This is a genomic window from Bradyrhizobium sp. JR3.5 (genome assembly GCF_054057015.1).
Map to the genome: position 1 here is coordinate 5885059 of NZ_JBSRYV010000002.1, position 22206 is coordinate 5907264.

The following is a 22206-nucleotide window of genomic DNA, read 5'->3' on the forward strand; positions in this document are numbered from 1 at the left end:
CGCGAGAACACCGAGGCGGGATGCACCCATGCGCTGAGGTGCCTGCCTCAGCAGCGAATTGCTGCATAAATTGCGGATCAGAGAATGATTCCATCGCGGCACGCGTCCGCGCAGCAGCATTACGCCCCAAATGAACAAGTATGAACGGCAGAGCCGGATTCCTGCCGACCAAGAGACATTGCCCGACGACATTGCCGAAGAGCTGTCCCGCCTCCCGAGCGAGGTGATCGAACTCAGCGATGCGCCACCGCTGGCGCCGCCGGCACCGCTCAATCCGGACGAAGTCCGCACCATCGTGATCAGCCTGATGCTGACGATGTTCCTGGCCGCGCTCGACCAGACCATCGTCGCGACCGCGCTGCCGACGATCGGGCGCCAGTTTCACGACGTCACCAACCTGTCCTGGGTGATCACGGCCTATCTGCTCGCCTCCACCGCGGTGGCGCCGGTGTTCGGCACGCTGAGCGACATCTATGGCCGCCGCGTCATGATCATCACCTCGCTCAGCCTGTTCGTGGTCGGCTCGGTGCTGTGCGCGATCGCGCCCAGCATGACCATGCTGATCGTTGCCCGCGGCCTGCAGGGGCTCGGCGGCGGCGGCATCATGCCGGTGGTCCAGACCGTGATCTCCGACGTGGTCACCCCGCGCGAGCGCGGCCGCTATCAGGCCTATTTCTCCAGCGTCTGGATGGCCGGTGGCATTCTCGGTCCGGTGGTCGGCGGCGTGTTCGCCGAGCACCTGCACTGGTCGATGATCTTCTGGATCAACCTGCCGCTCGCGGCGGCGGCGCTGGCGCTGCTGCTGCCGAAGATGAGCAAGATCCCGGTGTTCCACCGCAAGCGCAAGGTCGACTGGCTCGGCGGCGTGCTGCTGATGGCCTCGGCCGTCGTGCTGATGCTGGTGCTGACCTGGGGCGGCACGCGTCTGTCCTGGCTGTCGCCGACCATTACGGCCATGATCGGCGCCTCGATCGCGCTCGCCGGCGCCTTCGTCTGGCATGCGCGCCGGGCCGACGAGCCGTTCCTGCCGCTGTCGCTGCTCGGCGGCTCGGTGGTACCGTTCGCGATGGGCGCGGGCGGTTGCGCGCTCGGCGCCATGGTCGGGCTCACCGTGCACCTGCCGCTCTATTACGAGGTGGTCTATCACCTCACCGCCAGCGAGGCCGGCCTTGCGCTGATCCCGCTCGCGGCGATCTCGACCTTCGGTGCTGCGATCGCCGGCCGGACCATGGCGAAGGCCAAGCACTACAAACGTGTCGCGATCGTCGGCACCTCGGTCGCTGCGATCTGCGCCGTCGGGATGGCCGTGACGACGCTGCCGCTGTGGGGATTGCTGCTGTTGATGAGCGTGTTCGCGCTCGGGCTCGGCACCACATTCCCGATCAGCGTGGTGTCGCTGCAGAACGCGGTGGCGCGTCCGCAGGTCGGCACCGTGACCGGCGCGATGAATTTCTTCCGCGCGATGATGGCCTCCTTCACGGTCGCCGCCTTCACCACGATCCTGCTGATGACGCTCGGGACCGACATCTCGCTCGCCGGCGAGCATCATGCCGCTTCCGCCAGCACCGTCGGCGCGATCCCGATGGCCGACATGATCACTGCGTTCCGCTACGTGTTCGGCGCCGCCGCCGTGCTGCTGACCACAGCCTCGATCTGCATGATCACGATGGAAGAGCGCCCGCTCGCCGGTCCCGCGACGCGGCCGGCGGTCGAGATGGCGGAGTAGGGCGCTAGCCAAGCTCACCGCTGTCGTCCCGGCCTTTGCCGGGACGACAATGAGGATGGCTCGCGATTCCAGTTGTCACACCACGCGGTGTCATCACCCGCGCATGCGGGTGATCCAGTATTCCAGAGGCGCTGGTGCTTGAGCCGAGAGGCCGCGGCGTACTGGATCGCCCGGTCGAGCCGGGCGATGACAGTGTGGGTGGAGGTACAGCTTCGCATGGCGACCCACTACTTTAGTTGTCGTCCACGCATGGCGATCTGCGCGCAGTTTCACTTGCTGCGCGTTTTGTCGCAGCTATAGTCCGGCCCCAAGAGCTCGAAGCAGCCGAACAAAAAGAGGAGAGAAACAGGGTGAAGAGAACATCGCGACTGCCTGTTCATGCGATGCAGCAACTTGCCGGAGCGGCCGTGTTGGGCCTATTGGCAGCCAGCCCCGGCGGAGCGCTGGCGGCTGACACCCTCAAGATCGGCGTGATCGCCGAAGCGCAGGCGATCGCCGGGGCGTCGATCCCGCAGGCGGCGCAGCTCGCCGCCGACGAGATCAACGCCAAGGGCGGCATCGACGGCCGCAAGATCGAAATCGTCTCGTACGACAATCACTCGTCCTCGGCGGACTCGGTGCGCGCATTCCAGCGCGCGGTCAACGAAGACAAGGTCAACGTCGTCATATCGAGCTACATCAGCGAAGTCGTGCTGGCGCTCGAGCCCTGGGCTTCGCGCCTGAAGACCCCGTTCGTCACGCCCGGTGCGGCCTCCAACGAGATCAGCAAGAGCGTCCACGCCGACTACGAGAAGAACAAGTACACCTTCCACGGCTATCTGACCTCGGCGGCGCTGGCGCTGTCGGTCTGCGACGCCGCCAAGGAGCTGCTGGTCGATCAGAAGCACATGAAGACCGCGGTCATCATGAGCGAGGACGCGGCGTGGACCAAGCCGCTCGACGTCGGCTACGAGGAGTGCCTGCCGAAGATCGGGCTCAAGGTCGTCGACCATATCCGCTTCTCGCCCGATACCACCGACTTCACGCCGATATTCAACAAGATCGAGGGCACCAAGCCCGACGTGATCATCACCGGCATCTCCCATGTCGGCGTCCAGCCGACGGTGCAGTGGAAGAACCAGCAAGTGCCGATCCCGATGTTCGGCATTTCCTCGCAGGCGACCAACGAGACCTTCGGCAAGGACACCAACGACGCTGCGGAAGGCGTGCTGTATCAGGGCGTGTCGGGTCCGAACGTCGCGGTGACGCCGAAGTCGGTGCCGTTCGCGGAAGGCTTCAAGAAGCGCTACGGCAACTATCCCTCCTATGCGGGCTACACCGCCTATGACGAGGTCTACTACATCGCGGATGCGGTGAAGCGCGCGGGCTCGGTCGAGGCCGACAAGATGGTCGATGCGCTGGAGAAGACCGATTGGGAAGGCACCATCGGACGCGTCCAGTTCTACGGCAAGGACGATCCGTTCACCCATTCGATCAAGTACGGCAAGGGCCTGATCACCGGACTGATGCTGCAGTGGCAGGGCGGCAAGCAGGTCGCGGTCTGGCCGAAGGAGGTCGCCAAGAGCGATCTCAAGTTCCCGAACTTCATCAAGCTCACCACCAACTGATCGATGATCATGCTCCCGGGCCGGTCCCGGGAGCATCCGCATTCAGTTCCGCGTCCTCCACAACAGGCAGCTTTGCTGCCGCGGCCGATTTGAGATGCTTGCCTTACAAATCCTGATCGATGGCTTTGCCATCAGTGCGCTCTATGCACTCGGTGCCACCGGCTTCACCCTGATCTTCGGTGTCTCCGGCGTTCTCAACCTCTCCCACGGTGCCATCATGGTGGCCGCAGCGGTCGCGGCCTGGGCCGCGGCCAGCGTGCTGCACCTCGACATCTATACCGGCGCGCTGTTCGGTGTCGGCGTGGCGCTGATCATGGCGTTCGCAACCTATTTCGCGGTCGTGAAGCCGATCCAGAACTCGAGGCGGATCCCCAACGAGGAGAAGGAAATCTTCGTCCTCACCGGCACCCTGCTGTGGGGCATCATGATCCAGGAGCTGATCGCCTATTTCTTCACCAACAATGCCAAGACGGTGCTGCCGATCGTCGAGGGCGTCGTCGATATCCTCGGCAACCGCACGCCGCGCAACAACATCTTCACCGCGCTGGTGTGCTGTCTCGTGATCGGCCTGCTCTGGCTGCTGGTGAATCGCACGCGGACCGGCAAGGCGGTGCTGGCGGCCTCGATGAACCCGCGCGGCGTCACCTTGCTTGGGCTCGAGCTCACCCAGATCTACATCGTGGTGTGGGGCATCTACGGCATCCTGGCCGGTATCGCCGGCGTGCTGCTCGGCATGTTCTTAGGCGTCAGCTCCTACAGCGTCGGGCCGCTGACCGCGAGCGCGTTCTCGATCGTGGTGCTCGGCGGCCTCGGCAGCGTCTCCGGCTCGCTGATCGCGGCCTTCGTGGTCGGCTATCTCGAGACCATCACGGCCTACATGATCTCGCCGGCCTACCGCACCATTCCGGCGCTGCTGCTTTTGGTGTTCGTGATGTATATCCGGCCTCAAGGCCTGCTCGGGAGGCGCTGAGATGGCCAACTTCTTTACCTCGCGCCTGTTCTTCATTTCGCTGGTCTGCGTGGTGGTTGCCGCGACGCTGCCGTTCTATGTCTCTGGCTACATCCTCGGGCTGCTCACCGTCGCGTTCTATTTCGGCGTGTTCGCGATGGCCTGGGACCTCTTGTTCGGCTTCGCCGGCGAGGTCAATTTCGGGCCGACCTTCCTGATCGGCACCGGCGCCTACACCGCCGGCATTCTCAACAACCAGTTCGGCTGGTCGGTCTATGTCTGCATCCTGCTCGGCGCGCTGGCGTCGGTGGTCGCGGGCTTCGTGCTGGCGCTGCCGGCGCTGCGGGTGAGGGGACCGTATTTCGGCCTGACCACGCTGGTTGCGGTCTTGATGCTGCAGAATTTCATCGTGGTGTTCGCTGACCTGACCGGCGGCGAGATCGGTCTCACCATCCCCGATGTCATCACGATCAATGCCGGCGCCAATTACTGGATCGCACTCGGCTTCATGACTGTGAGCGCCGCGATCCTGTACGGACTGTCGCAATCGCCGGTTGGACTCGTGCTTCAGGCAAGCGGGCAGGACCCGGTGCAGGCCGGCGCGCTCGGCTTCAACATCGTCAAGCACAAGCTCGCAGCCTTTATCGTCAGCGCCTTCTTCTCGGGACTGTCGGGGGCGCTCTTGGTGTTCTACTTCGGCACCGCCTCGGTCGGCACCGTGGTCGACGTCGCGGTCGGCGTGAACGTGATCGTGTCCGCCGTGCTCGGCGGCCGGCGCACCGTGCTGGGCGCGGCGTTAGGTGCGATCTTCCTGATCGTCGCGGGCGAATTCCTGCGTCCGACCGGCGAGCTTGCGACCTTCATCGTCTCGGCGGTGGCGCTGCTCGTCGTGCTATTCTTCCCCGGCGGTTTCCTCGGAGCGGCCCTGTCACGCGAGGCGCGCTCCTAAATGGATCAGACTGTGACCACAGCAACGCTCACCGTCCGTGGATTGACCAAGAGATTCGGCGGCTTGACCGCGGTGAAGAACCTGTCGTTCGACCTGCATCCCGGCGAGATCCTCGGCCTGATCGGGCCGAACGGCTCGGGCAAGTCGACCGCGATGAAGAGCGTGATGGGCATCGAGCGCCCGACCACGGGCGAGGTGCTGTTCGACGGCGAGAACGTGGCCGGGCTGCCCGCGCACAAGATCGCGCGCAAGGGCTTTGGCATGGTGTTCCAGCACTCGCGGCCGCTGAACCGGCAGACTGTGCTCGAGAACATCATGGTCGCGCTATTGCCCGACAGCCTGTTCATGCTGTTTCCCGACAAGGCGCTGACCGAGCGTGCCAGGTGGATCGCCGAACGTGTCGGCCTGGGGGCGGTGATGGATCGCCGCCCGCCGACATTGCCGTTCGCCGATCTGCGACGGCTTGAGCTGGCGAAGGCGATCGCGCGCGACCCGAAGGTGGTGCTGGTCGACGAGCCGTTTGCTGGCCTCACCAGCGCCGAGGTCGGGGTGTTCTCGCAATTGATCCGCAGCTTCCGCGACGAGGGACGCGCGGTGATGCTGGTCGACCACAACGTCAAGAGCGTCGCCGCGCTGGTCGACCGTGTGCTTGCGATGTATCTCGGCGAGGAGATCACGACCGGCCGCGCCGAGGACGTGATGAAGAACGAGACCGTGCGGCGGGTTTACCTCGGCGGTGCGATCGAGACCCATGCACGGCCCGAGACCTCGTTCAAGGACAAGGTGCCGCTGCTGCAGGTCGAGAATGTCAGCGTGCATTACGGCAAGGCGCAGGCGCTGGAGAACGTCTCGATCCACGTCCATGAGGGCGAGTTCGTCTCGATCGTCGGCCTCAACGGCGCCGGCAAGACCACGCTGTTCAACACCATCTCGGGCTTCCTGCCCTATACCGGCGAGATTCTGCGCGGTGGGCAGAAGCTGCGTGGCACCGGGCCGGCCAAGATCGCCCGCTCGGGCCTCGTGCAGTGCCCGGAATCGCGCGAATTGTTCGGCGAGATGACGGTGCGGGAAAACCTTGATCTCGGCGGCCAGCACCTCGACGACGCGGCGCGGGCGAAGCAGCTGGCCTGGCTGTTCGAACTGTTCCCGATCCTGAAGGAGCGCCAGGGCCAGATGGCGCAAACGCTGTCCGGCGGCGAGCAGCAGATGCTGGCGATCGGCCGCGCGCTGATGATGCAGCCGCAGATCCTGATCCTGGACGAGCCGACGCTGGGGCTTGCGCCGGTCATCCTCGAACTGCTGTCGAAGGCGCTCGAAAAATTGCGCCAGACCACCAAGATCACGGTGCTGCTCGGCGAGCAGAACGTGACCTTCGCGCTGCCCCATGCCGACCGCGTCTATGTGCTGGAGCACGCGCGGATCGTCTGGGAAGGCGATCCGGGCCGGTTCGCCGCGGAGGCCGGCAAGGACTTTCTCTGACGCTCAAAGTTTGAAGAATAACAAAACAAGCAAGGGAGATCATGATGCCAGCATATTCAACCGCCACCCGCGTGAGCCTGTTGGCCTCGGCGCTCGCGCTGTGCCTCGCGGCGCCGGCCTATGCGCAGTCCAAGGACCCGATCAAGATCGGAATCATCGCCGAGGTGCAGTCGATCGCGGGTGCCGCAACCCCGGGCGGCGCGCAGATCGCGGCCGACGAGATCAACGCCAAGGGCGGGGTGATGGGCCGCAAGATCGAGATCGTCACCTACGACAACAAGAGTTCGTCGGCGGATTCCGTGCGCGCGTTCCAGCGTGCGGTGAGCGAGGACAAGGTTTCGGCCGTGATCGCGAGCTACATCAGCGAGGTCGTGCTGGCGCTCGAGCCGTGGGCGTCGCGGCTGAAGATGCCGCTGATCACCCCCGGCGCCGCCTCGAACGAGATCACCAAGGCGATCCACAACGACTATGAGAAGAACAAGTACACCTTCCACGGTTACCTGACCTCGGCCGCGCAGGCGCAGCTGGTCTGCGACGCGGCCAAGGAGCTCTTGGTCGACCAGCTCAAGTTCAAGTCGGTGGCGATCATGAGCGAGGACGCGGCCTGGACCAAGCCGCTCGACATCGGCTACGAGGCCTGCCTGCCCAAGGCCGGCCTGAAGGTCGTCGAGCACATCCGCTTCTCGCCCGACACCACCGACTTCACGCCGATCTTCAACAAGATGGAAGCCGCCAAGCCCGACGTGATCGTCACCGGCATCTCCCATGTCGGCGTGCAGCCGACGGTGCAGTGGAAGAACCAGCAGGTGCCGATCCCGATGTTCGGCATCAGCGCGCAGGCGCTGAGCCCGACGTTCTGGGGCGACACCAACGGCGCGGCCGAAGGCGTGCCGTCGCTCGCGGTGGCGACGCCCGACGTCGCGGTGACGCCAAAGACAAAACCGTTCGCGGCAGCGTTCAAGGCCAGGTTCGGCACGCCGCCGGCCTATACCGGCTACACCGCCTATGACGAGGTCTACATCATTGCGGAAGCGATCCAGCGCGCCGGCTCGACCGATCCGGACAAGATGGTCACCGAGCTCGAGAAGACCGACTTCGATGGCACGATCGGCAAGATCCAGTTCTACGGCAAGAACGACGAGTTCACCCACGGCATCAAGTCCGGCCCGGGTGCCGTCACCGGCCTCGTGTTCCAGTGGCAGGGCGGCAAGCAGATCACGGTCTGGCCGAAGGCGATCGCGGAAGGGAAGCTGAAGTTTCCGGATTTTGTGAAGCTGTCGCAGTAATTGCGGCACGAGTGTGCTCCCACGTACTCGTCATGCCCGGGCTCGTCCCGGGCATCCACGTCTCTGGTGCTGCCGTGAAGAAAGACGTGGATGGCCGGGACGAGCCCGGCCATGACGATTGAGAGAGTGAGCCCTAAAATTATTTCCGCGTCGGCGGTGCCGTCTGGATCGTCGGCGCGGCGGCCGCAAGCAGGGCGGCGCGATCGCCGTTGCGCGGCGGGTAGATGCGCTGCTGGTTGATGGTCTGCTTGGTGAGCTTGGCGGCGGCGCCTGACGTATGCACCTCGCGGTCCCAGCCGGTGGTGTAGAGCGCGCCCCAAGCGCCGAGATCGAGCACCGTCACGTACCAGTCGATGGTGAGCGGCAGGAGTTTTTCGCCGAACAGATCCGCGACCACATTGTGGCCGGCGAAGCGGCCCATCGGCCGCGCGAACTGGCAGGACATCACGGTCGGATGCTCGCCGTCGATCAGGCAGGAGGTGACGTCGCCGGCGGCGAATACGCCATTGAGGCCCTCGACGCGCATGCAATGGTCGACCGGGAGGCGGCCGAGCCCGTCGCGCTTGACCGGGAGCGTCGCCGCAAGGGGGCTCGCGCGCATGCCGCCGCACCACACCACGGTCGCGGCCGGAATGATCTCGCCGCCATCGAGCGTGACGCTGACGGCATCGATGGCGCGTACCCTGGCATTCAGCCGCGTCTCAACGCCGAGCGCGGCCAGCGCCTCATTGATGACGGGACGGCCATGCGCGCCGAACGTCGCGCCGACCACCGGATTGGGATCGATCAGGATGATGCGGTGATCGCCGGCGATGCCGGCGCGGGCGAGCTTGGCCGGCATCTCGGCCGCGACCTCGATCCCGGTGAAGCCAGCGCCGACCACGGCCACCGTCGCGCAGGCCGGCGACGGCGGCTGCTTGCCGAGCGCGGCAAGATGCGTGTTGAGGCGTGTGGCTGCTTCGAAGGTGTCGACATTGAAGCCGTGTGCGGCAAGGCCTGATATCGCGGGGCGGACCAGCTCGCTGCCGGTCGTCAGCACCAGCCGGTCGTAGGTCAGCGTGTCCGCGCCGGAGCCTTTCTTGACGATGACCTCGCGCGTGGCCGGATCGATCGCCGTGACGTCAGCCACCCTATGCCTGACGCCGACCGGATCGAGCAGATCTTGCAGCGGCAGCGCGACGTCGCCGAGATCGACCTCGTAATTGCGCACCCGGATGTTGTGATAGGCGTTGCGATCGACGACGAGAATCTCGGTGTCCTCAGCCCGCGCGCCGATCTCGTCGCGCTTGCGGGCCGCACCAAGCGCGGCCCACAGACCGGCAAAGCCGGCACCCAGCACCAGGATGCGCGCCATCTCTCCCTCCGATCCTTTGTCGGAGGGAGCTTGCCCGTGCAGGCGAGGTCAAATCAAGTGGGTGAGGGCGTGTGAGGTGCCCTCACGTCCCCGGCCGCGACACCTCGGTCTCCTTGCTGGTGATGAATTCCAGCAGCACCGGCACGCCTTCCCTCGTCTTCTGGATGCCGCGCTTGATCGCGGGGATGATGTCTTCGGGCTTGGTCACCCGCTCGCCGTAGCCGCCGAAGGCGCGCGCCATCGCGGCGTAGTCGCCGGAGATATCGGTCGAGCGGTATTTCTCGGTCGAGATCGGCATCACCTTCAGTTCGATCGCCATCGAGAAATTGTTGAGCAGGATCGACATGATCGGAATCCGCTCGCGCACCGCGGTCTCGAAATCCATCCCCGTGAAGCCGATCGCGGCGTCGCCCCAGACATTGATGCAGAGCTTGTCCGGTTTTGCCAGCTTGGCGCCCATCGCGAGGCCGAGACCATAGCCGAGCTGCGTGGTCTTGCCCCAGCCGATATAGGACAGCGGCTCGACCGACTTCCAGAACGGCGACAGTTGATCGCGCGGGCTGCCGGCGTCGTGGGTGATGATGGTATTGTGGATGTCAACGGTGTGCTGCAGGTCCCACAACACGCGGTAGGGATTGAGCGGCGCATCGTTATGCGTGAGCTTCGGCATCCATTTGGCGAGCCATTCCTTGTGGGAGGCGGCGATCTCCTCCGCGACCGCGCTGGCGTTGCGGTCCGCGGTCACGGTCTTGCCGATCTCCTCCAGCAGTGCGTCGAGCACGAGGCCGGCGTCGCCGACCAGCCCGATTGTGGCCTCGACATCCTTGTTGAGATGGTTCGGATCGAGCGTCGAATGGATGATGGTCTTGCCCTTCGGCATTGCGATGCCGAACGACGTTTCGGTGAAGGAGCAGCCGATGCCGAAGATCACGTCGGCCTCAGTGAGAAATTTCGGCACCGCGCGCGGTACGGCAAGGCCGCCGGAGCCGAGCGACAGCGGATGCGTCTCCGGGAATGACGACTTGCCGCCGAGGCTGGTGGTAACGGGGATCGCGAGCCGCTCGGCAAGGCGCTTCAGCTGCGGCCAGGCTTTTGCGTAATGCACGCCCTGGCCGGCATAGATCACCGGACGCTTGGCGTTGACGAGCAGGGTTGCGGCTTCCTTCACATGGACGGGATCGGCGCCATAGCGGGTGCGCAGCACCGGTGTGTAGTTCAGGGGCTCCGGCACCTCCTCGTTCCACATGTCGGCGGGGATCTCGACGATCACCGGCCCGCCGCGGCCGTTCTTCAATTTGGTGAAGGCGCGGCGGAAGATGTTGCAGACCTCAGCGGCGATGTTGATCGGCTCCGAGGATTTCGAGAACGCCTTCATCGCCTGGCTGGAATTGAAGTTCGGATCGATGTTGGCAAGCCGGCGCGCATAACCCATCGGCAGCACCAGGACGGGTACGGATTCGCCGTAGCACTGCGCGACACCACCCATCGCGTTCTCGGCCCCCGGTCCGTGCTGCATGCAGAACGCTCCGATCTTCTCGCCCGAGGTGACGCGGGAGATCGCGTCAGCCATGTGCACGCCGATGCGCTCCTGGCGCACCATCACGGGGCGGATGTCGGCACTGGCGGCGTATTCTATCAGGTGGTTGACCGGGTAGCCCGTGAGGATCTCGATCCCCTCGCGCTTCATGATTTCCGCGATCGCGGTGCCGAGCTTCATGACGGTCACTCCCTTTGGATGCGGCCGGTTCGATCCGGCCTCGTTGTCGTCCTGTCCGATAAAGGAACAGGATTCCGCCGCGAGGGTAAAGCGCCGCCGGGGCCGGATCAGGTAGTCCTGATATGCGTTTACGCCCAATCCCGACTTGCCGCCTTGCGGGGCGAGGACGGGATGCAGGCAGAACTAGCAGCGAGTTTCTCTGCAACCCTTAAGCGATCGTTCATTGTGTCCATCAATGGGCCGTCAACCAATGTGGCCTAGTTTTGCTGGAATATTACTACGGCGCGGGAGAAAAAGCCGCGGGCGTCGGACAGGAGCTTTTCATGCGCGCGTTGCTTGCAAGATTTCTGCGCGATGACGTCGGGGCTACGGCGATCGAATACGCCATCATTGCCGGCGGCATCAGCATCGTGATCGTCGCCGGCGTCAGAGGCATAGGCACCACCGTGAGCGGCCAGTTCACCGCCGTCAGTTCGGCATTCAAGTAAGCGCCACCAGCCACGCTTCACACTTTCTGATTCAGTCGCCTCCGCCGTCTCCATTCAGCGCGCGAAGCATCGCGATGCGCGCGAACAAGCCGCCGCCAGATTTCCCGCGTCGATCAGATGCACAACCGCGATCTGCCAGCGCGCCTCCTGCTGGGCGTCTTCCGATAGCTTATGATGTAGTCGGCGGCCTGCGGCAGCGCCGCGACCTCAACCCGCCTTCTTGCGCGCGGCGGTACCTTGCGCACGCGCGGGCTTCTCGGCCCTCTTCGACTCGGGCTTGACGGCCTCCTTCGGCTCGCGCTTGCCGCTGCCCGAGATCGGCAGCAGCATCTCGCGCTGGCCCTCGATGCGCTTCTTCGGCTTCTTGCCCTTCGCCGCCTTTGCCTCGGCCTTGGCCGGAGCGGCCTGCTTCTCGTTGGCGAGGCTCTTCTTCAGCGCGTCCATCAGGTTGATGACATTGCCGCCGGCCTTCGCCGCGGGCTTGGCGATCTTGATGCCGTTGCGCTTCTGGTTGATCAGGTCGATCAGCGCCTGCTCGTAGCGGTCCTCGAAATCCTCCGGATCGAACTCGGCGGACTTCTGCTCGACGATGTGCTTGGCGAGGTCGAGCATATCCTTGGTGATCTTCACATCCTGGATGTCGTCGAAATATTCCTTCTCGCTGCGCACCTCATAGGGGTAGCGCAACAGCGTGCCCATCAGCCCGTTGTCGAGCGGCTCGAGCGCGATGATGTGCTCGCGGTTGGTCAGCACCACGCGGCCGATCGCGACCTTGTCCATGCTGCGGATGGTCTCGCGGATCACCGCGAAGGCGTCGTGGCCGACCTTGCCGTCGGGAACGAGATAATAGGGGCGGATCAGATAGCGGCTGTCGATCTCGCTGCGCGGCACGAATTCGTCGATCTCGATGGTGCGGGTCGAATCCAGCGCAATGTCGTCGAGCTCTTCCTTGGTGACCTCGATATAGGTGTCGGTGTCGACCTTGTAGCCCTTCATGATGTCGTCGGTGGAGACTTCCTCACCGGTCTCCGCGTCGACCTTGGCGTATTTGATCCGGTGGCCGGTCTTGCGGTTGATCTGGTTGAAGGAGACCTTCTCGGTATCCGACGTCGCCGGGTACAGGGCGACCGGACAAGTCACGAGCGAAAGGCGCAAAAAGCCCTTCCAGTTGGCGCGGGGGGCCATAGGGAAACTCCGATTACGCAACCGACGGAACGATCAAGGATAACACCGGGAACCCCGGTTTGAAACAACGCGGCCCGGTGAATTTGGCAACGGCGTTAACCGTGGGCTCAAGCCTGCGCCCGTTTGACGCGGCGGCGGCGTGGTCGTTGGACAGCCGTCAGGCGGCTCGGAACATCGCTCCGGATCACGCGTTGGCCCTCCGAAGGGGAGCGGCAATCGCCGGAATTTCAGGCACTTAAGCAACGAGGTCGCCATGGCAACGGAACGACACGGTCAGATCACAGAAACCCCGACCGAGGCGCGCCAGGCCGAGCCCGGACCATCGGTTCTCGCGCTGCTCACGGCCTCCACGGGGCTCGCAGTCTTGATCCTCGGAATTATCTGGTTCGCCTTTTTCCGGGTGTAACGCTGCGATCGCGGTCTCCGCATGCGAGGTCTTGCTTGTTAAACTGAGATACCAGCAGGGCGGCCACCATGCGCTTGCGGGGTGTGCGGTCGATCACGCCTACAGCTCGCCACGGCCGTCGTGCGTGCGGTCGCATGGCATTCTCTGGCTCGACGATCGATTCGACGCGCGACGCGCATCCGCGGCGCAGAGCGCAATATCACGCAACTGAAAAATTCCGGCGCGCGGCCTACTGAGGTCGCGGGGGCCGATCGCTGACCGTGTCACGCGGAATTTTCTTGAGCCAAGACTTTGTCAGCCAGGACGTGAGCCATGAATCGTCGTCGACGGCCTTCGCCTTCACGAGATTTTGCAGCCGAGATCTGTGACATGCGAAGCGAGTTGCCGCCGTGACGCGTCATGAGATCATCGAAATTGGCTGCTAGCTGATTTGAATCAAATGCGTCTTGAGCTTGAGATGTTCTATCCGCAAGAAGAAAAAAACTCGCTGCTGGCGCGCCTCAAGGAGAAAAGCGTTTCAGGTGTATTCGTCGGCCTGACGCTGCTGGCGATGGCGGGGTGGATTTTTCTGCTCAGCTCGATGTTCCTGAAATTCATGCTGTGGTGGTTCTCCTGAAGCGCCCCGCGCGCGAGCACAGCCGATGTGGGCGCCGGGTCATCGTTGCGCCGTTCGATTGCACAAAAAATTCCAGCGGCTGAACATTCTTTCGGCGCGCGCAATCATGATGTCGTCACAACTCCGAATGTTAATAACATCGAGACTAACGTGGACGAATGTGATGCTCTCTCCTGTTCTCATCCTTGCGGCGGCGTTCGTCGCCGGCTTCTTCTCCGGTTTCGCCACGCGCTCGTGGCGATCGCGCAAGCGCCGCGCGCAATATCGGATCTATGCGCCGTATGTGGCGCCGCCGGCCGCCAAATCGGCGAGGCGGGAACAGCCGGTGACCGCATTCGGCCACATGCGCCGCGCGTTCTAGCGGGCTAGCTCGGCAGAGGTAGCGCGACAGTGGCGTGAGTTGGGGTTGGCGGGCGACATGCAATCGGTCATCTTGTCTTCGTTGCGGCAGCCGGGCTGGGTTCGCGTGCCGGCGGGGTGTTGCCGTTGGCCCGCGCATCGCGAGGGAACTTGCACGCATGAGTGATCTCAGGGGGCATTCGCCAAGGCGGTATGTCGTCGATGTCAGCGGACGGCGCGTGCTGGTCGGACTTACGCTTGAAGAGACGTCGGAATTCGAAGGATTGGACGCCTCCCTGCCGATGCTGGGCGGGGAAGCCCACGGTGCGGAACTTATGCCGTCAGCCGTCGAGGGACGGTGGGTCGAGCTCTATGACAAGCACGACAAGGCCTGGATCAAGTGGAAGGCCGACCTGAGGGCCGGGCAACAGGATAGTTCACCCTTTTTTAACTAAGACCGGGCGATTTTGAGCGATACTGCCTGAGTGGGCCCGAACCGGATACTGACAGATGTTTCAGCTGTTTCTGCGGGCTCGCGCGCAAGACCTGATCAGGTCGCGGCGGAGCGAGGAAGGTTTCAAGGCACGCTCGGCCGAGCGCGATGCCGAGACCGATCGCGCCCGAATCGGATCGATCATGGCAGCGATCGAGGCCGCGTTGCAGGCGGCCGAAAGCGAGCAATCCGGCCTCGGACGCCGTGTCGACGACGTTCTGGCCCGCGCGGCGGTGACGCTGGGCAACGGCACCGACGAGTATCTGGAACGCGAGGCGCTTGACAACTATCATCAAGACCTGTTTGACGCCGAGATCTCCAACGGCCAGCGTCGGCTGAAGGAACTGGCGACCGAGATTGCGCACTTCAAGTTCATGAAGGCCGCGGTACTGAGCCGCTTTCCTGACTACAAACCTCCGGCCGCCAGCAACTGACGCGCCCCGCGGCCGCAACGCCAAGCCGGAAGCTGCGGCCCGCACCTGACGGCGTGCGGCCTGGTCCGGCGCAAGGCGAAAGGCACAGGCGAAACGTGGTGATCGCAGGCAATCTACTCGTCACGGGCTGCGCCGGCTTTATCGGCTTCCATCTGGCGGAGCATTTGCTGCGGGCAGGGCAGCCGGTCATCGGCATCGACAATCTCAACCAGTATTATGATCCGGCGCTCAAGCACGCGCGGCTCGATCTGCTCAAGCAGCACCGTGGCTTCACCTTCCTGGAACTCGACCTCGCCGATCGCGCCGGGATGAAGGCGCTGTTCGAGCGCTATCGCTTCGAGGTCGTGGTGCATCTGGCTGCCCAGGCCGGCGTGCGCTACTCCCTGCAGAACCCGCATGCCTACATGGATTCCAATCTGGAGGGCTTCCTCAACGTCCTCGAGGGCTGCCGGCATACTGCGTGCCGGCATCTGCTGTTTGCGTCGTCATCGTCGGTCTATGGCGCCAACACCAAGCTGCCGTTCTCGGTCCACGACAACGTCGATCATCCGGTCAGCCTGTATGCCGCGACCAAGAAGGCCAACGAGCTGCTCGCCCATTCCTACAGCCACCTCTATCGCATCCCGACGACGGGGCTGCGGTTCTTCACCGTATATGGGACGTGGTATCGGCCGGACATGGCGCTCTATAAGTTTGCGGATGCGATCACCGGAGGGAAGCCGATCCAGTTGTTCAACAACGGCAACATGCGGCGCGACTTCACTTATGTTGATGACGTGGTCGAGGCGATGGTGCGGGTGATCGGCCGCGCGCCCGAGGGCGACTTCAACTGGTCGGGCGCGCATCCCGACCCCGGTTCGAGCAAGGCGCCGTGGCGCGTCTACAACATCGGTAACAGCAGGCCGGAAGAACTGATGCATGTGGTCGCGCTGCTCGAGCAGGGCTTCGGCCGGCAGGCTGAAAGGCAGTTGTTGCCAATGCAACCTGGGGATGTAATGGAGACGTCAGCCGATGTCTCCGATCTGGAGCGTGAAATCGGCTTTCGGCCGCAGACGCGGATCGAGGCCGGCATTGCCAAATTTGTCGCCTGGTATCGGGCTTATCACAATGTCGATCGGACTTAGTGCGCTCCTTGCGAATTCCGGCTCGAGAAAAACCTGGCGCGGCGTGGAACGGAGCGCGGCAATGAGAGTTATCAGTGGTTTTGCATTCGCGTCAGCCGTGATCATCATGTCCGGCGCAATCGTTCCGGCGCACGCGATCGACGCCCAGGTCGCACGCACCTGCGATGCCTTGGTCGCGCGGGCGTTTCCGCCGCGAGAGCCCGGCAATCCTGCTTCGGGCAGCGCGAGGGGCGGGGCGAAGGATCAGCGCGACTATTTCAACAAATGCGTCGCCAATGGCGGCAAGATGGGCGACGACACGCCTCCCAAATCGAAATAGCGCACGATCGCGACGCACGTTGCGAATTAGCGATGCTTATGGCGGTTGGTCGAATCCGCTGCTGTCCGCCGTGGCAATCGTGCAAGCGCATGTGAGACGCGAAGGCATTTCGCTGCCTCTGCTGAAGTCGGAATGCCTCATTACCGCTCATTTCGAATTAGAATAGCATTGTCGCATTCGGCCAGGTCTACGAGGTGAATATCTTGCATGATCGAATGTGTGGCGTTGAGTCCCTCCGCCGCATCGTCAGGGATCCGAATGCTCAGATCCGCGGCCTCGAGATCCGAAACGGATCGAAATATTCTGCGATCAGTGCAGTCGACGCGGTGTCGGTACGCTGCATCCATGCTGCTCGGTTCAACCTGTTATGCGCGGCGAAAAAACTGATTGATCGAAAGCAGCAGATTTAGTGTGTGCATGCCGTGTGTGGTGGAATATCTGGTTCGAAGCTGGAACAGCTCATCACCCCCCGAGCCATTGACGCGGCGACATTGTGATAGCCGGCAGGCGTGTCGCCGGTTTCGACGGCGATCGCTGCGATCAACGATCGTCAAATGATTTCATGCTCTTGCTCGCGCCTCATGGTCAGTGCCGGCTGCGCTCTTTGGCGGCGCGCCGCGTCGCTGCCGCTGACATCCCATCGCGACGACACATTTAAGGCCGTCGATCGAACGTTTCGCGATCAGGTTGTGGAACCTGGTTGAGAAAATTTATCGCGGAGCCACGTTCGTCGCAAACCTGCCCCATTAACCGCATTCCATATGTGTGATCTAACCCTGTCATCGAAACTTCAATCACATCGCTCATACCCCTAACCGCAGAGCGAGGGCGCGCCATGAAGCAGCACAAAGTTCAACATTCGCATCAGCCAATCGAAGAGGCGTTGCTCGCAACCAATCAATCGCTGCGCAACGAAGTCGTTGCGCTGATGCTTGATATCGCCGCGTTGCGTGAAATCCACGAGCGCCCAGCCGCGTCTCGTTCGTTCGGCATGTCGCGTGAGCAGAACGCCCCGCGTGTCGCATTGCGCCGGGTTCACCACAGCTGAAGTCCGTCAGCCTATTTCCCACTGAGCAGAATTTGCGGCCACATCCAAGCCAGTCTGGCGAGGATGTCGGCGCCTGCTGCTATGGACAATTCAATTTTAAATTGAACGTTGTCTCGCCCGATCCTGGTTTTGGGCGAGCTGGCTCGATCTAGGTGATCTTGCCGTGGACAATTTGTGGTCGTGAGGGCAGGCAGTCAGTGCTCTTGCCGCACCGGCTTGTGCGCCACGACGTAGGACAGGCGCTCGCGCAGGATCCACGTCTGCAACATCAACTCGACGGCGGTGTGCCGGAGCTCGGAATTCTCCGCGAGGAGGCGTTCCAAAGCGTCGGTCGCGTCGTTGGACGCGGATTGCTTCCCCTCGAAGACCTTGAGACGCGCCATAGTGTCGATCCTCGTAAAATGTGTCGATCAGAGGCTGGCTCTGACAAGCGTCAGCACAGAATAGTTCGCGGATTGTCGGGCGGTCGTGGTTCCGCCTGATGGCCTCGGGTGGGAAAGCGCCTAATTGATGATTCGCGGATCGAGCTATAAGTGTTAGGTTTTCTGAAAATGATCCTCAAATATGTTGAAACTCTCATGACACCTAACGTCTGAGTAACTACCGCTGCGCGTGCGTGCCCGCAAGCTGCCGGACGCGAAAGGTCGCGGGATTAATTTGTTAGAATGTTGTGAAACTCTCGCCTGACCGGCGGCGTAGATATCGCGGAGAGGCATGGTGCACTCACAATCTGTCGCGGGACCGATTGGATGTTCTCATTTGCTTCTCATTCGGGAATGCAAACGGTGCGCCAGTTATCCAGATCAAATTGTCATGCGCAGAAAGTCGTATAACTTTTTCTGTGAGGTCGTCGTACGGCAGGAATATTGCTCATATATTCCGGTAAACACCTTGCAGCTTCGGTGTTTCTTCGCACAATGCGGCGCTGCCGACGGCAAGTTCGAGGCTCCCGAAGGCCCCCCGGGAAATCCTCAATTTGAATTTCCTGTTGCATTTACATAGCTTATAGGCCATGCGATGATTGCTAATCTAGGGGGCAATGAGATGACCAATGAGGCGTCATTCAACTGACGAGATCAGTTCCAAGGTCAAACAAGCCGAGGAACTCATGGCGCGAGGGCAGTCACAAGCCCAAGCGTGCAAGGTGCTGGGCGTTAGCGTGATGACATTTCACCGCTGGCGCAAGCAGGAGGCTGCACGCGGCCATCACCCGAATGGTACTGTGACCGAGCTTGCCGCTCGCGCAGATGATCGAGATGGTATTCCCCACGCCCACAACCGTATTGACGAATTGCGGCTGGAAAATGAACGGCTGCGCCGGATTGTGACCGACCTGCTGCTCGAGAAAATGAAGATCGAGGAGAAGCTTGCGCTCAGATCCAGCGGCGGGAACGGTTTGCCCCGCCGTGGTGAAGTCCAGAGCTGACGTAAGCTGCCGCTAGTGGATACGCGAGGGCTTGGGAGCCAGCAGCAGCTGGTCGCTCAGATGCGCTTTCTCGGATCTTGCGCGCAGCTCCTCGAGGATCGGACGCAGCCTCGCCTGTGCGAGATCCAGGCCTTTGACAATGTCCTGATTCGGCATTTCGGCCGGAAAGCGGGCTGATCGCAGCTTTGTTTCGACCGCCTTGACCAGCACCTCGACGTCGTCGCGGTGCTGGCCTGCGACGAGCTCGGCGCCCATCAGGCGGATGAGATGGAGGAGGGCCAGCAGCGCGGCCTCGGTTTCGCCAGCCGATGAACTCATAGACGCTCTCTGCCTGATATTGCCGGCAGGTCTTGCGAGCTCACGACCTGCCTGATATTAAACATGTGAATTGTTAACACGAATGTTAATTCCCGATGACGGACCTTTCGGACGCTCGAATAGCGAAGGTACCGGTTAGCTTCGGCGCCTTCTCGTTCGCTTTTGCCTCGCTCGAAACGTTTGCCGTCGTCTTCGAGATGATCATCGTCGGGCTGTCCAGCATCATTGGCGGCGCGGCCTATCACCTGTTTTACTACCACACGGTTTATAGCAACAGCTTCGAGGGTTTTCTAGGGATCGGGGTCCTCGCCGCCATCCTTCACATGTTCGTGGCGAAGTCGCAGGGCCTCTACAATGCGCAGGTGCTGGCCGGTCTCGACCGGCGCTGGAGCAGCCTGCTCGGCGGGTGGCTGCTGGTGGTCCTGCTGATGACCCTGATCATCTTCCTTCTGAAGGTTGGCTCCGGCGTCTCGCGCGGGTCGGTGATGTCGTTTGGCGTGATCGGCGGCCTTGGGCTGGTGGCCGGACGGATGCTGCTGCAGGCGCCGCTGCAACGTGCGATCGACCGCGGCATGCTGGCGACGCGCCGTGCGGTGGTGGTCGGGACGGCGGACGAATTGTCCCGGGTGCGGCAATCGAGCCTGCTGCGCGATTTCGGCCTCAGCGAGGTGCGACGGATCCAGTTGTCCGGCCTGTCCGACGACGCGGGCGACCGCGCCGCCGTCGCGTCAGCCATTCGCGCGGCGCGGGAGTGCGGCGCCGACGAGATCATCCTGGCGATGCCCTGGCAGCAGGAACCGCGCATCCAGTTCGTGTGCGATCAGCTGCGGGCGTCACCGCTGCCGGTACGGCTGCTGCCGGATCGGACGGCGGAGCGGTTCCTGGCGCTGCGGATGGTTGCGTCTGGCCCGATACCGACGCTGGAAATGCAGCGCTCGCCGTTGACCTCGGTTGAGCGTGCCGGCAAGCGGCTGTTCGACATCGTGGCATCGAGTGGTCTTCTGGTGCTGTTCGCGCCGCTTTTGATCGGGACCGCGATTGCGATCAAGCTCGACTCCAGGGGGCCGGTCCTGTTCCGGCAGCGCCGCAACGGGTTCGACGGCAAGCAATTCACCATCCTCAAGTTCCGCTCCATGCATGTGCTCGAGGACGGCGATGTCATCACGCAGGCTCGCGCGAACGATCCGCGGCTGACCGGGATCGGCGCCACGCTGCGCCGCCGCAGCATCGACGAGCTGCCGCAGCTGGTGAACGTGCTGCGCGGCGACATGTCGCTGGTCGGGCCGCGACCGCATGCGCTGGCGCATGACGACAAATATTCGAAGCTGATCGCAAGCTACGCGCAGCGCCAGCACGTCAAGCCGGGCATCACCGGGCTCGCACAAGTGCAGGGACTGCGCGGCGCGACTCCCGCGATCGAGGACATGCAGCTGCGCGTCGCGCACGACCTCATCTACATCAAGAGCTGGAGCTTCATGCTCGACCTGCGCATCCTGCTGCGCACCGTGGGCGCGGTGCTGCGGCACAAGGGAATCTAGCGGATCGGGCATCCGACGTGTGCCGGCGCCCGCTACTCCGGAATGCTCTGGCTGGCGTCCTTGAATTCCGCCTCGATGATGCGCCGGTTGGCATCGGTTGCCACGCGATAGGCCTGGCCGAGCGCCGGCTTCAGCTCCGGCGCGCGGGTGAGGATCAGGCGGACCTGCCGCTGCAGCAGATCGACCAGTTCCAAATCGCGCGTGGTATCGACCTGCGCCAGCAGGATCAGGCGCGGCGCGACCAGGTCGCTGCGGTTGAAGCCGGTGTAGTAGGACATCTTCAGCGCCTTCGATGCGGTCGGGTTCAGCCAGTCGAACCGCCCGGTCGCGGAGGCGAGGCCGAACCAGCTGCCGGCGTCCATCGGCGAGAGCCGCAGCGCGCGGGTGAAGGCGGCTTCGGCCGCCTCGGGCGAGGCCTGCAACTCGCTCCAGCCGTCGGCGAGCCACAGCTCGCTCCTGACCACGCCGAGGGCGGCCGCGAGCGAAGGCTTGCCGCGCAATGCATCGGCGGCGAGCCACCAGATCGACAACGCCAGCGTCGCGGCGCCGATCAGGATTGCGGCCGGCACGAAGGCCGGCGACAGCTGCCGTGGGTGATGCCGGGTCGCGTCAGCCTTCGCATCAGCCATGGCGCGCTGCCCGGTTGCCGGTCATCAGCAGGGTTCGCCGCGCGCCCTCCAGCTTGACACAGGTCAGGCGGCCCGTCGCATAGGCGCCAGTGTCGACATTGATGCGGTTGCGCAGCAGCTCGGCCTCGTGGACCGGCGTATGGCCGTGGACCACGACCTTGCCGAAATCATCTTCCGACACCAGGAAGTCGTCGCGGATCCAGAGCAGATCTTCCTTGCGCTGCCGCTTAAGCGCGACGCCGGGCCTGACGCCGGCATGCACGAAGAAATAGCGGCCGCAGGAAAAGGTGATCGGCAGCGAGCGCAGGAAGGCGAGATGGGCCGGCGGCATCTGGCGGACCAACTGCCCGGCGAGCGCCCTGCGTTCCGCTGCGTCGGGATTGAGCGAGGGCGTCAGTCCATAGGACATCAGCGTCTGCAGGCCGCCGAATTGCCGCCATTGCGCGAGCATGTCGGGATTGACGAGAAATTCCAGCAGGCAGGCCTCGTGATTGCCGAGCAGGCAGACCACGCTGTGGGTCCGGCGGCGTTGTTCGAGCATCGCGATCACATCGCGCGAATCCGGTCCGCGATCGATGTAGTCGCCAAGGAAGACCTGGATCGGCCGCGCCGGACGCGACTTGCGCATATCGGCATCGATCCGTGCGCAGATCTCGTGCAGCAGGTCGGCGTGTCCGTGGATATCGCCGACGGCATAGATGCAGGTCTCGTCGCCGTCGTCATGTTCGAGGTCGCCGGTTTGGCCGACCATACGCCGGAGGAGGCTGCGCATCTGT

General features: G+C 63.3%; 24 protein-coding genes. 17 read left to right on the forward strand and 7 right to left on the reverse strand.

The window, feature by feature from the left end; all coding sequences use genetic code 11:
• The first annotated feature begins 130 nt into the window (after window positions 1–130).
• The 6 genes from ACVWW1_RS44930 to ACVWW1_RS44955 all read left to right on the forward strand — a co-directional run bounded on the left by ACVWW1_RS44930 (window position 131) and on the right by ACVWW1_RS44955 (window position 7996).
• Complete coding sequence (locus ACVWW1_RS44930) at window positions 131–1726, forward strand: MDR family MFS transporter (protein WP_456660297.1); 1596 nt, start codon at window positions 131–133, stop codon at window positions 1724–1726.
• Between the two features lie 383 nt (window positions 1727–2109).
• On the forward strand, window positions 2110–3333 hold the full coding sequence (locus ACVWW1_RS44935; RefSeq protein ID WP_456660817.1) for an ABC transporter substrate-binding protein: 1224 nt from the start codon (window positions 2110–2112) through the stop codon (window positions 3331–3333).
• Between the two features lie 94 nt (window positions 3334–3427).
• On the forward strand, window positions 3428–4303 hold the full coding sequence (locus ACVWW1_RS44940) for a branched-chain amino acid ABC transporter permease (protein WP_456660298.1): 876 nt from the start codon (window positions 3428–3430) through the stop codon (window positions 4301–4303).
• 1 nt (window position 4304) lies between these two features.
• On the forward strand, window positions 4305–5231 hold the full coding sequence (locus ACVWW1_RS44945; RefSeq protein ID WP_176532515.1) for a branched-chain amino acid ABC transporter permease: 927 nt from the start codon (window positions 4305–4307) through the stop codon (window positions 5229–5231).
• Window positions 5232–6710 carry an ATP-binding cassette domain-containing protein gene (locus ACVWW1_RS44950; RefSeq protein WP_456660299.1) on the forward strand — a complete coding sequence of 493 codons (1479 nt, stop codon included), beginning with the start codon at window positions 5232–5234 and terminating at the stop codon, window positions 6708–6710. It abuts the gene before it with no gap.
• Window positions 6711–6751: 41 nt separating this feature from the next.
• Window positions 6752–7996: an ABC transporter substrate-binding protein gene (locus ACVWW1_RS44955; protein WP_456660300.1), complete on the forward strand. Its 1245-nt coding sequence runs from the start codon at window positions 6752–6754 to the stop codon at window positions 7994–7996.
• A gap of 139 nt (window positions 7997–8135) precedes the next feature.
• Here the strand turns inward: ACVWW1_RS44955 and ACVWW1_RS44960 are convergent, their stop codons facing one another.
• Window positions 8136–9350, reverse strand: a complete 1215-nt coding sequence (locus tag ACVWW1_RS44960; protein WP_456660301.1) for an NAD(P)/FAD-dependent oxidoreductase — start codon at window positions 9348–9350, stop codon at window positions 8136–8138.
• 82 nt (window positions 9351–9432) lie between these two features.
• The gene (locus tag ACVWW1_RS44965; RefSeq protein WP_456660302.1) at window positions 9433–11067 is read right to left on the reverse strand and encodes a thiamine pyrophosphate-requiring protein; all 1635 of its coding nucleotides are present in this window, start codon (window positions 11065–11067) and stop codon (window positions 9433–9435) included.
• A 323-nt stretch (window positions 11068–11390) separates the two neighbouring features.
• Between ACVWW1_RS44965 and ACVWW1_RS44970 the strand changes: the two genes are divergently transcribed.
• Window positions 11391–11555: a Flp family type IVb pilin gene (locus ACVWW1_RS44970; RefSeq protein ID WP_092127042.1), complete on the forward strand. Its 165-nt coding sequence runs from the start codon at window positions 11391–11393 to the stop codon at window positions 11553–11555.
• Between the two features lie 207 nt (window positions 11556–11762).
• On the opposite strand, the gene ku is transcribed toward ACVWW1_RS44970, so the two are convergent.
• Entirely contained in the window at window positions 11763–12740 is a 978-nt protein-coding gene (gene ku / locus ACVWW1_RS44975; RefSeq protein ID WP_456660303.1) for a non-homologous end joining protein Ku, read from the reverse strand.
• A gap of 253 nt (window positions 12741–12993) precedes the next feature.
• On the opposite strand from ku, the gene ACVWW1_RS44980 reads away from it, so the two are divergent.
• From ACVWW1_RS44980 to ACVWW1_RS45015, 8 genes are all read left to right on the forward strand, one after another.
• Complete coding sequence (locus tag ACVWW1_RS44980; RefSeq protein WP_173641807.1) at window positions 12994–13146, forward strand: hypothetical protein; 153 nt, start codon at window positions 12994–12996, stop codon at window positions 13144–13146.
• Window positions 13147–13603: 457 nt separating this feature from the next.
• Window positions 13604–13762: a hypothetical protein gene (locus tag ACVWW1_RS44985; RefSeq protein ID WP_456660304.1), complete on the forward strand. Its 159-nt coding sequence runs from the start codon at window positions 13604–13606 to the stop codon at window positions 13760–13762.
• A 163-nt stretch (window positions 13763–13925) separates the two neighbouring features.
• On the forward strand, window positions 13926–14123 hold the full coding sequence (locus ACVWW1_RS44990) for a hypothetical protein (protein ID WP_173641808.1): 198 nt from the start codon (window positions 13926–13928) through the stop codon (window positions 14121–14123).
• Window positions 14124–14280: 157 nt separating this feature from the next.
• Window positions 14281–14556 (forward strand): hypothetical protein, encoded by a 276-nt coding sequence (locus tag ACVWW1_RS44995; protein WP_176532504.1) that lies wholly within the window; start codon window positions 14281–14283, stop codon window positions 14554–14556.
• A 55-nt stretch (window positions 14557–14611) separates the two neighbouring features.
• Entirely contained in the window at window positions 14612–15028 is a 417-nt protein-coding gene (locus ACVWW1_RS45000) for a hypothetical protein (RefSeq protein ID WP_456660305.1), read from the forward strand.
• Window positions 15029–15123: 95 nt separating this feature from the next.
• The gene (locus ACVWW1_RS45005) at window positions 15124–16152 is read left to right on the forward strand and encodes an NAD-dependent epimerase (protein ID WP_456660306.1); all 1029 of its coding nucleotides are present in this window, start codon (window positions 15124–15126) and stop codon (window positions 16150–16152) included.
• Window positions 16153–16213: 61 nt separating this feature from the next.
• Window positions 16214–16471 carry a hypothetical protein gene (locus ACVWW1_RS45010; RefSeq protein ID WP_224943030.1) on the forward strand — a complete coding sequence of 86 codons (258 nt, stop codon included), beginning with the start codon at window positions 16214–16216 and terminating at the stop codon, window positions 16469–16471.
• An 835-nt stretch (window positions 16472–17306) separates the two neighbouring features.
• Entirely contained in the window at window positions 17307–17519 is a 213-nt protein-coding gene (locus ACVWW1_RS45015; RefSeq protein WP_176532503.1) for a hypothetical protein, read from the forward strand.
• 194 nt (window positions 17520–17713) lie between these two features.
• On the opposite strand, the gene ACVWW1_RS45020 is transcribed toward ACVWW1_RS45015, so the two are convergent.
• Complete coding sequence (locus ACVWW1_RS45020; protein WP_456660307.1) at window positions 17714–17902, reverse strand: hypothetical protein; 189 nt, start codon at window positions 17900–17902, stop codon at window positions 17714–17716.
• 668 nt (window positions 17903–18570) lie between these two features.
• On the opposite strand from ACVWW1_RS45020, the gene ACVWW1_RS45025 reads away from it, so the two are divergent.
• Window positions 18571–18945 (forward strand): helix-turn-helix domain-containing protein, encoded by a 375-nt coding sequence (locus ACVWW1_RS45025; protein ID WP_176532501.1) that lies wholly within the window; start codon window positions 18571–18573, stop codon window positions 18943–18945.
• A gap of 12 nt (window positions 18946–18957) precedes the next feature.
• Here ACVWW1_RS45025 and ACVWW1_RS45030 read toward each other — a convergent pair whose 3' ends face one another.
• Entirely contained in the window at window positions 18958–19263 is a 306-nt protein-coding gene (locus tag ACVWW1_RS45030; protein ID WP_456660308.1) for a hypothetical protein, read from the reverse strand.
• Between the two features lie 95 nt (window positions 19264–19358).
• On the opposite strand from ACVWW1_RS45030, the gene ACVWW1_RS45035 reads away from it, so the two are divergent.
• On the forward strand, window positions 19359–20801 hold the full coding sequence (locus tag ACVWW1_RS45035; RefSeq protein WP_456660309.1) for an undecaprenyl-phosphate glucose phosphotransferase: 1443 nt from the start codon (window positions 19359–19361) through the stop codon (window positions 20799–20801).
• A 32-nt stretch (window positions 20802–20833) separates the two neighbouring features.
• Here the strand turns inward: ACVWW1_RS45035 and ACVWW1_RS45040 are convergent, their stop codons facing one another.
• Both ACVWW1_RS45040 and ACVWW1_RS45045 read right to left on the reverse strand, forming a co-directional pair.
• Window positions 20834–21430 (reverse strand): hypothetical protein, encoded by a 597-nt coding sequence (locus ACVWW1_RS45040; RefSeq protein ID WP_456660310.1) that lies wholly within the window; start codon window positions 21428–21430, stop codon window positions 20834–20836.
• A complete protein-coding gene (locus tag ACVWW1_RS45045) occupies window positions 21423–22202 on the reverse strand; it encodes a metallophosphoesterase family protein (RefSeq protein ID WP_456660311.1) in 780 nt (259 codons plus the stop codon). Before ACVWW1_RS45045 ends, ACVWW1_RS45040 begins: the two co-directional genes overlap by 8 nt.
• Window positions 22203–22206: the final 4 nt, after the last annotated feature.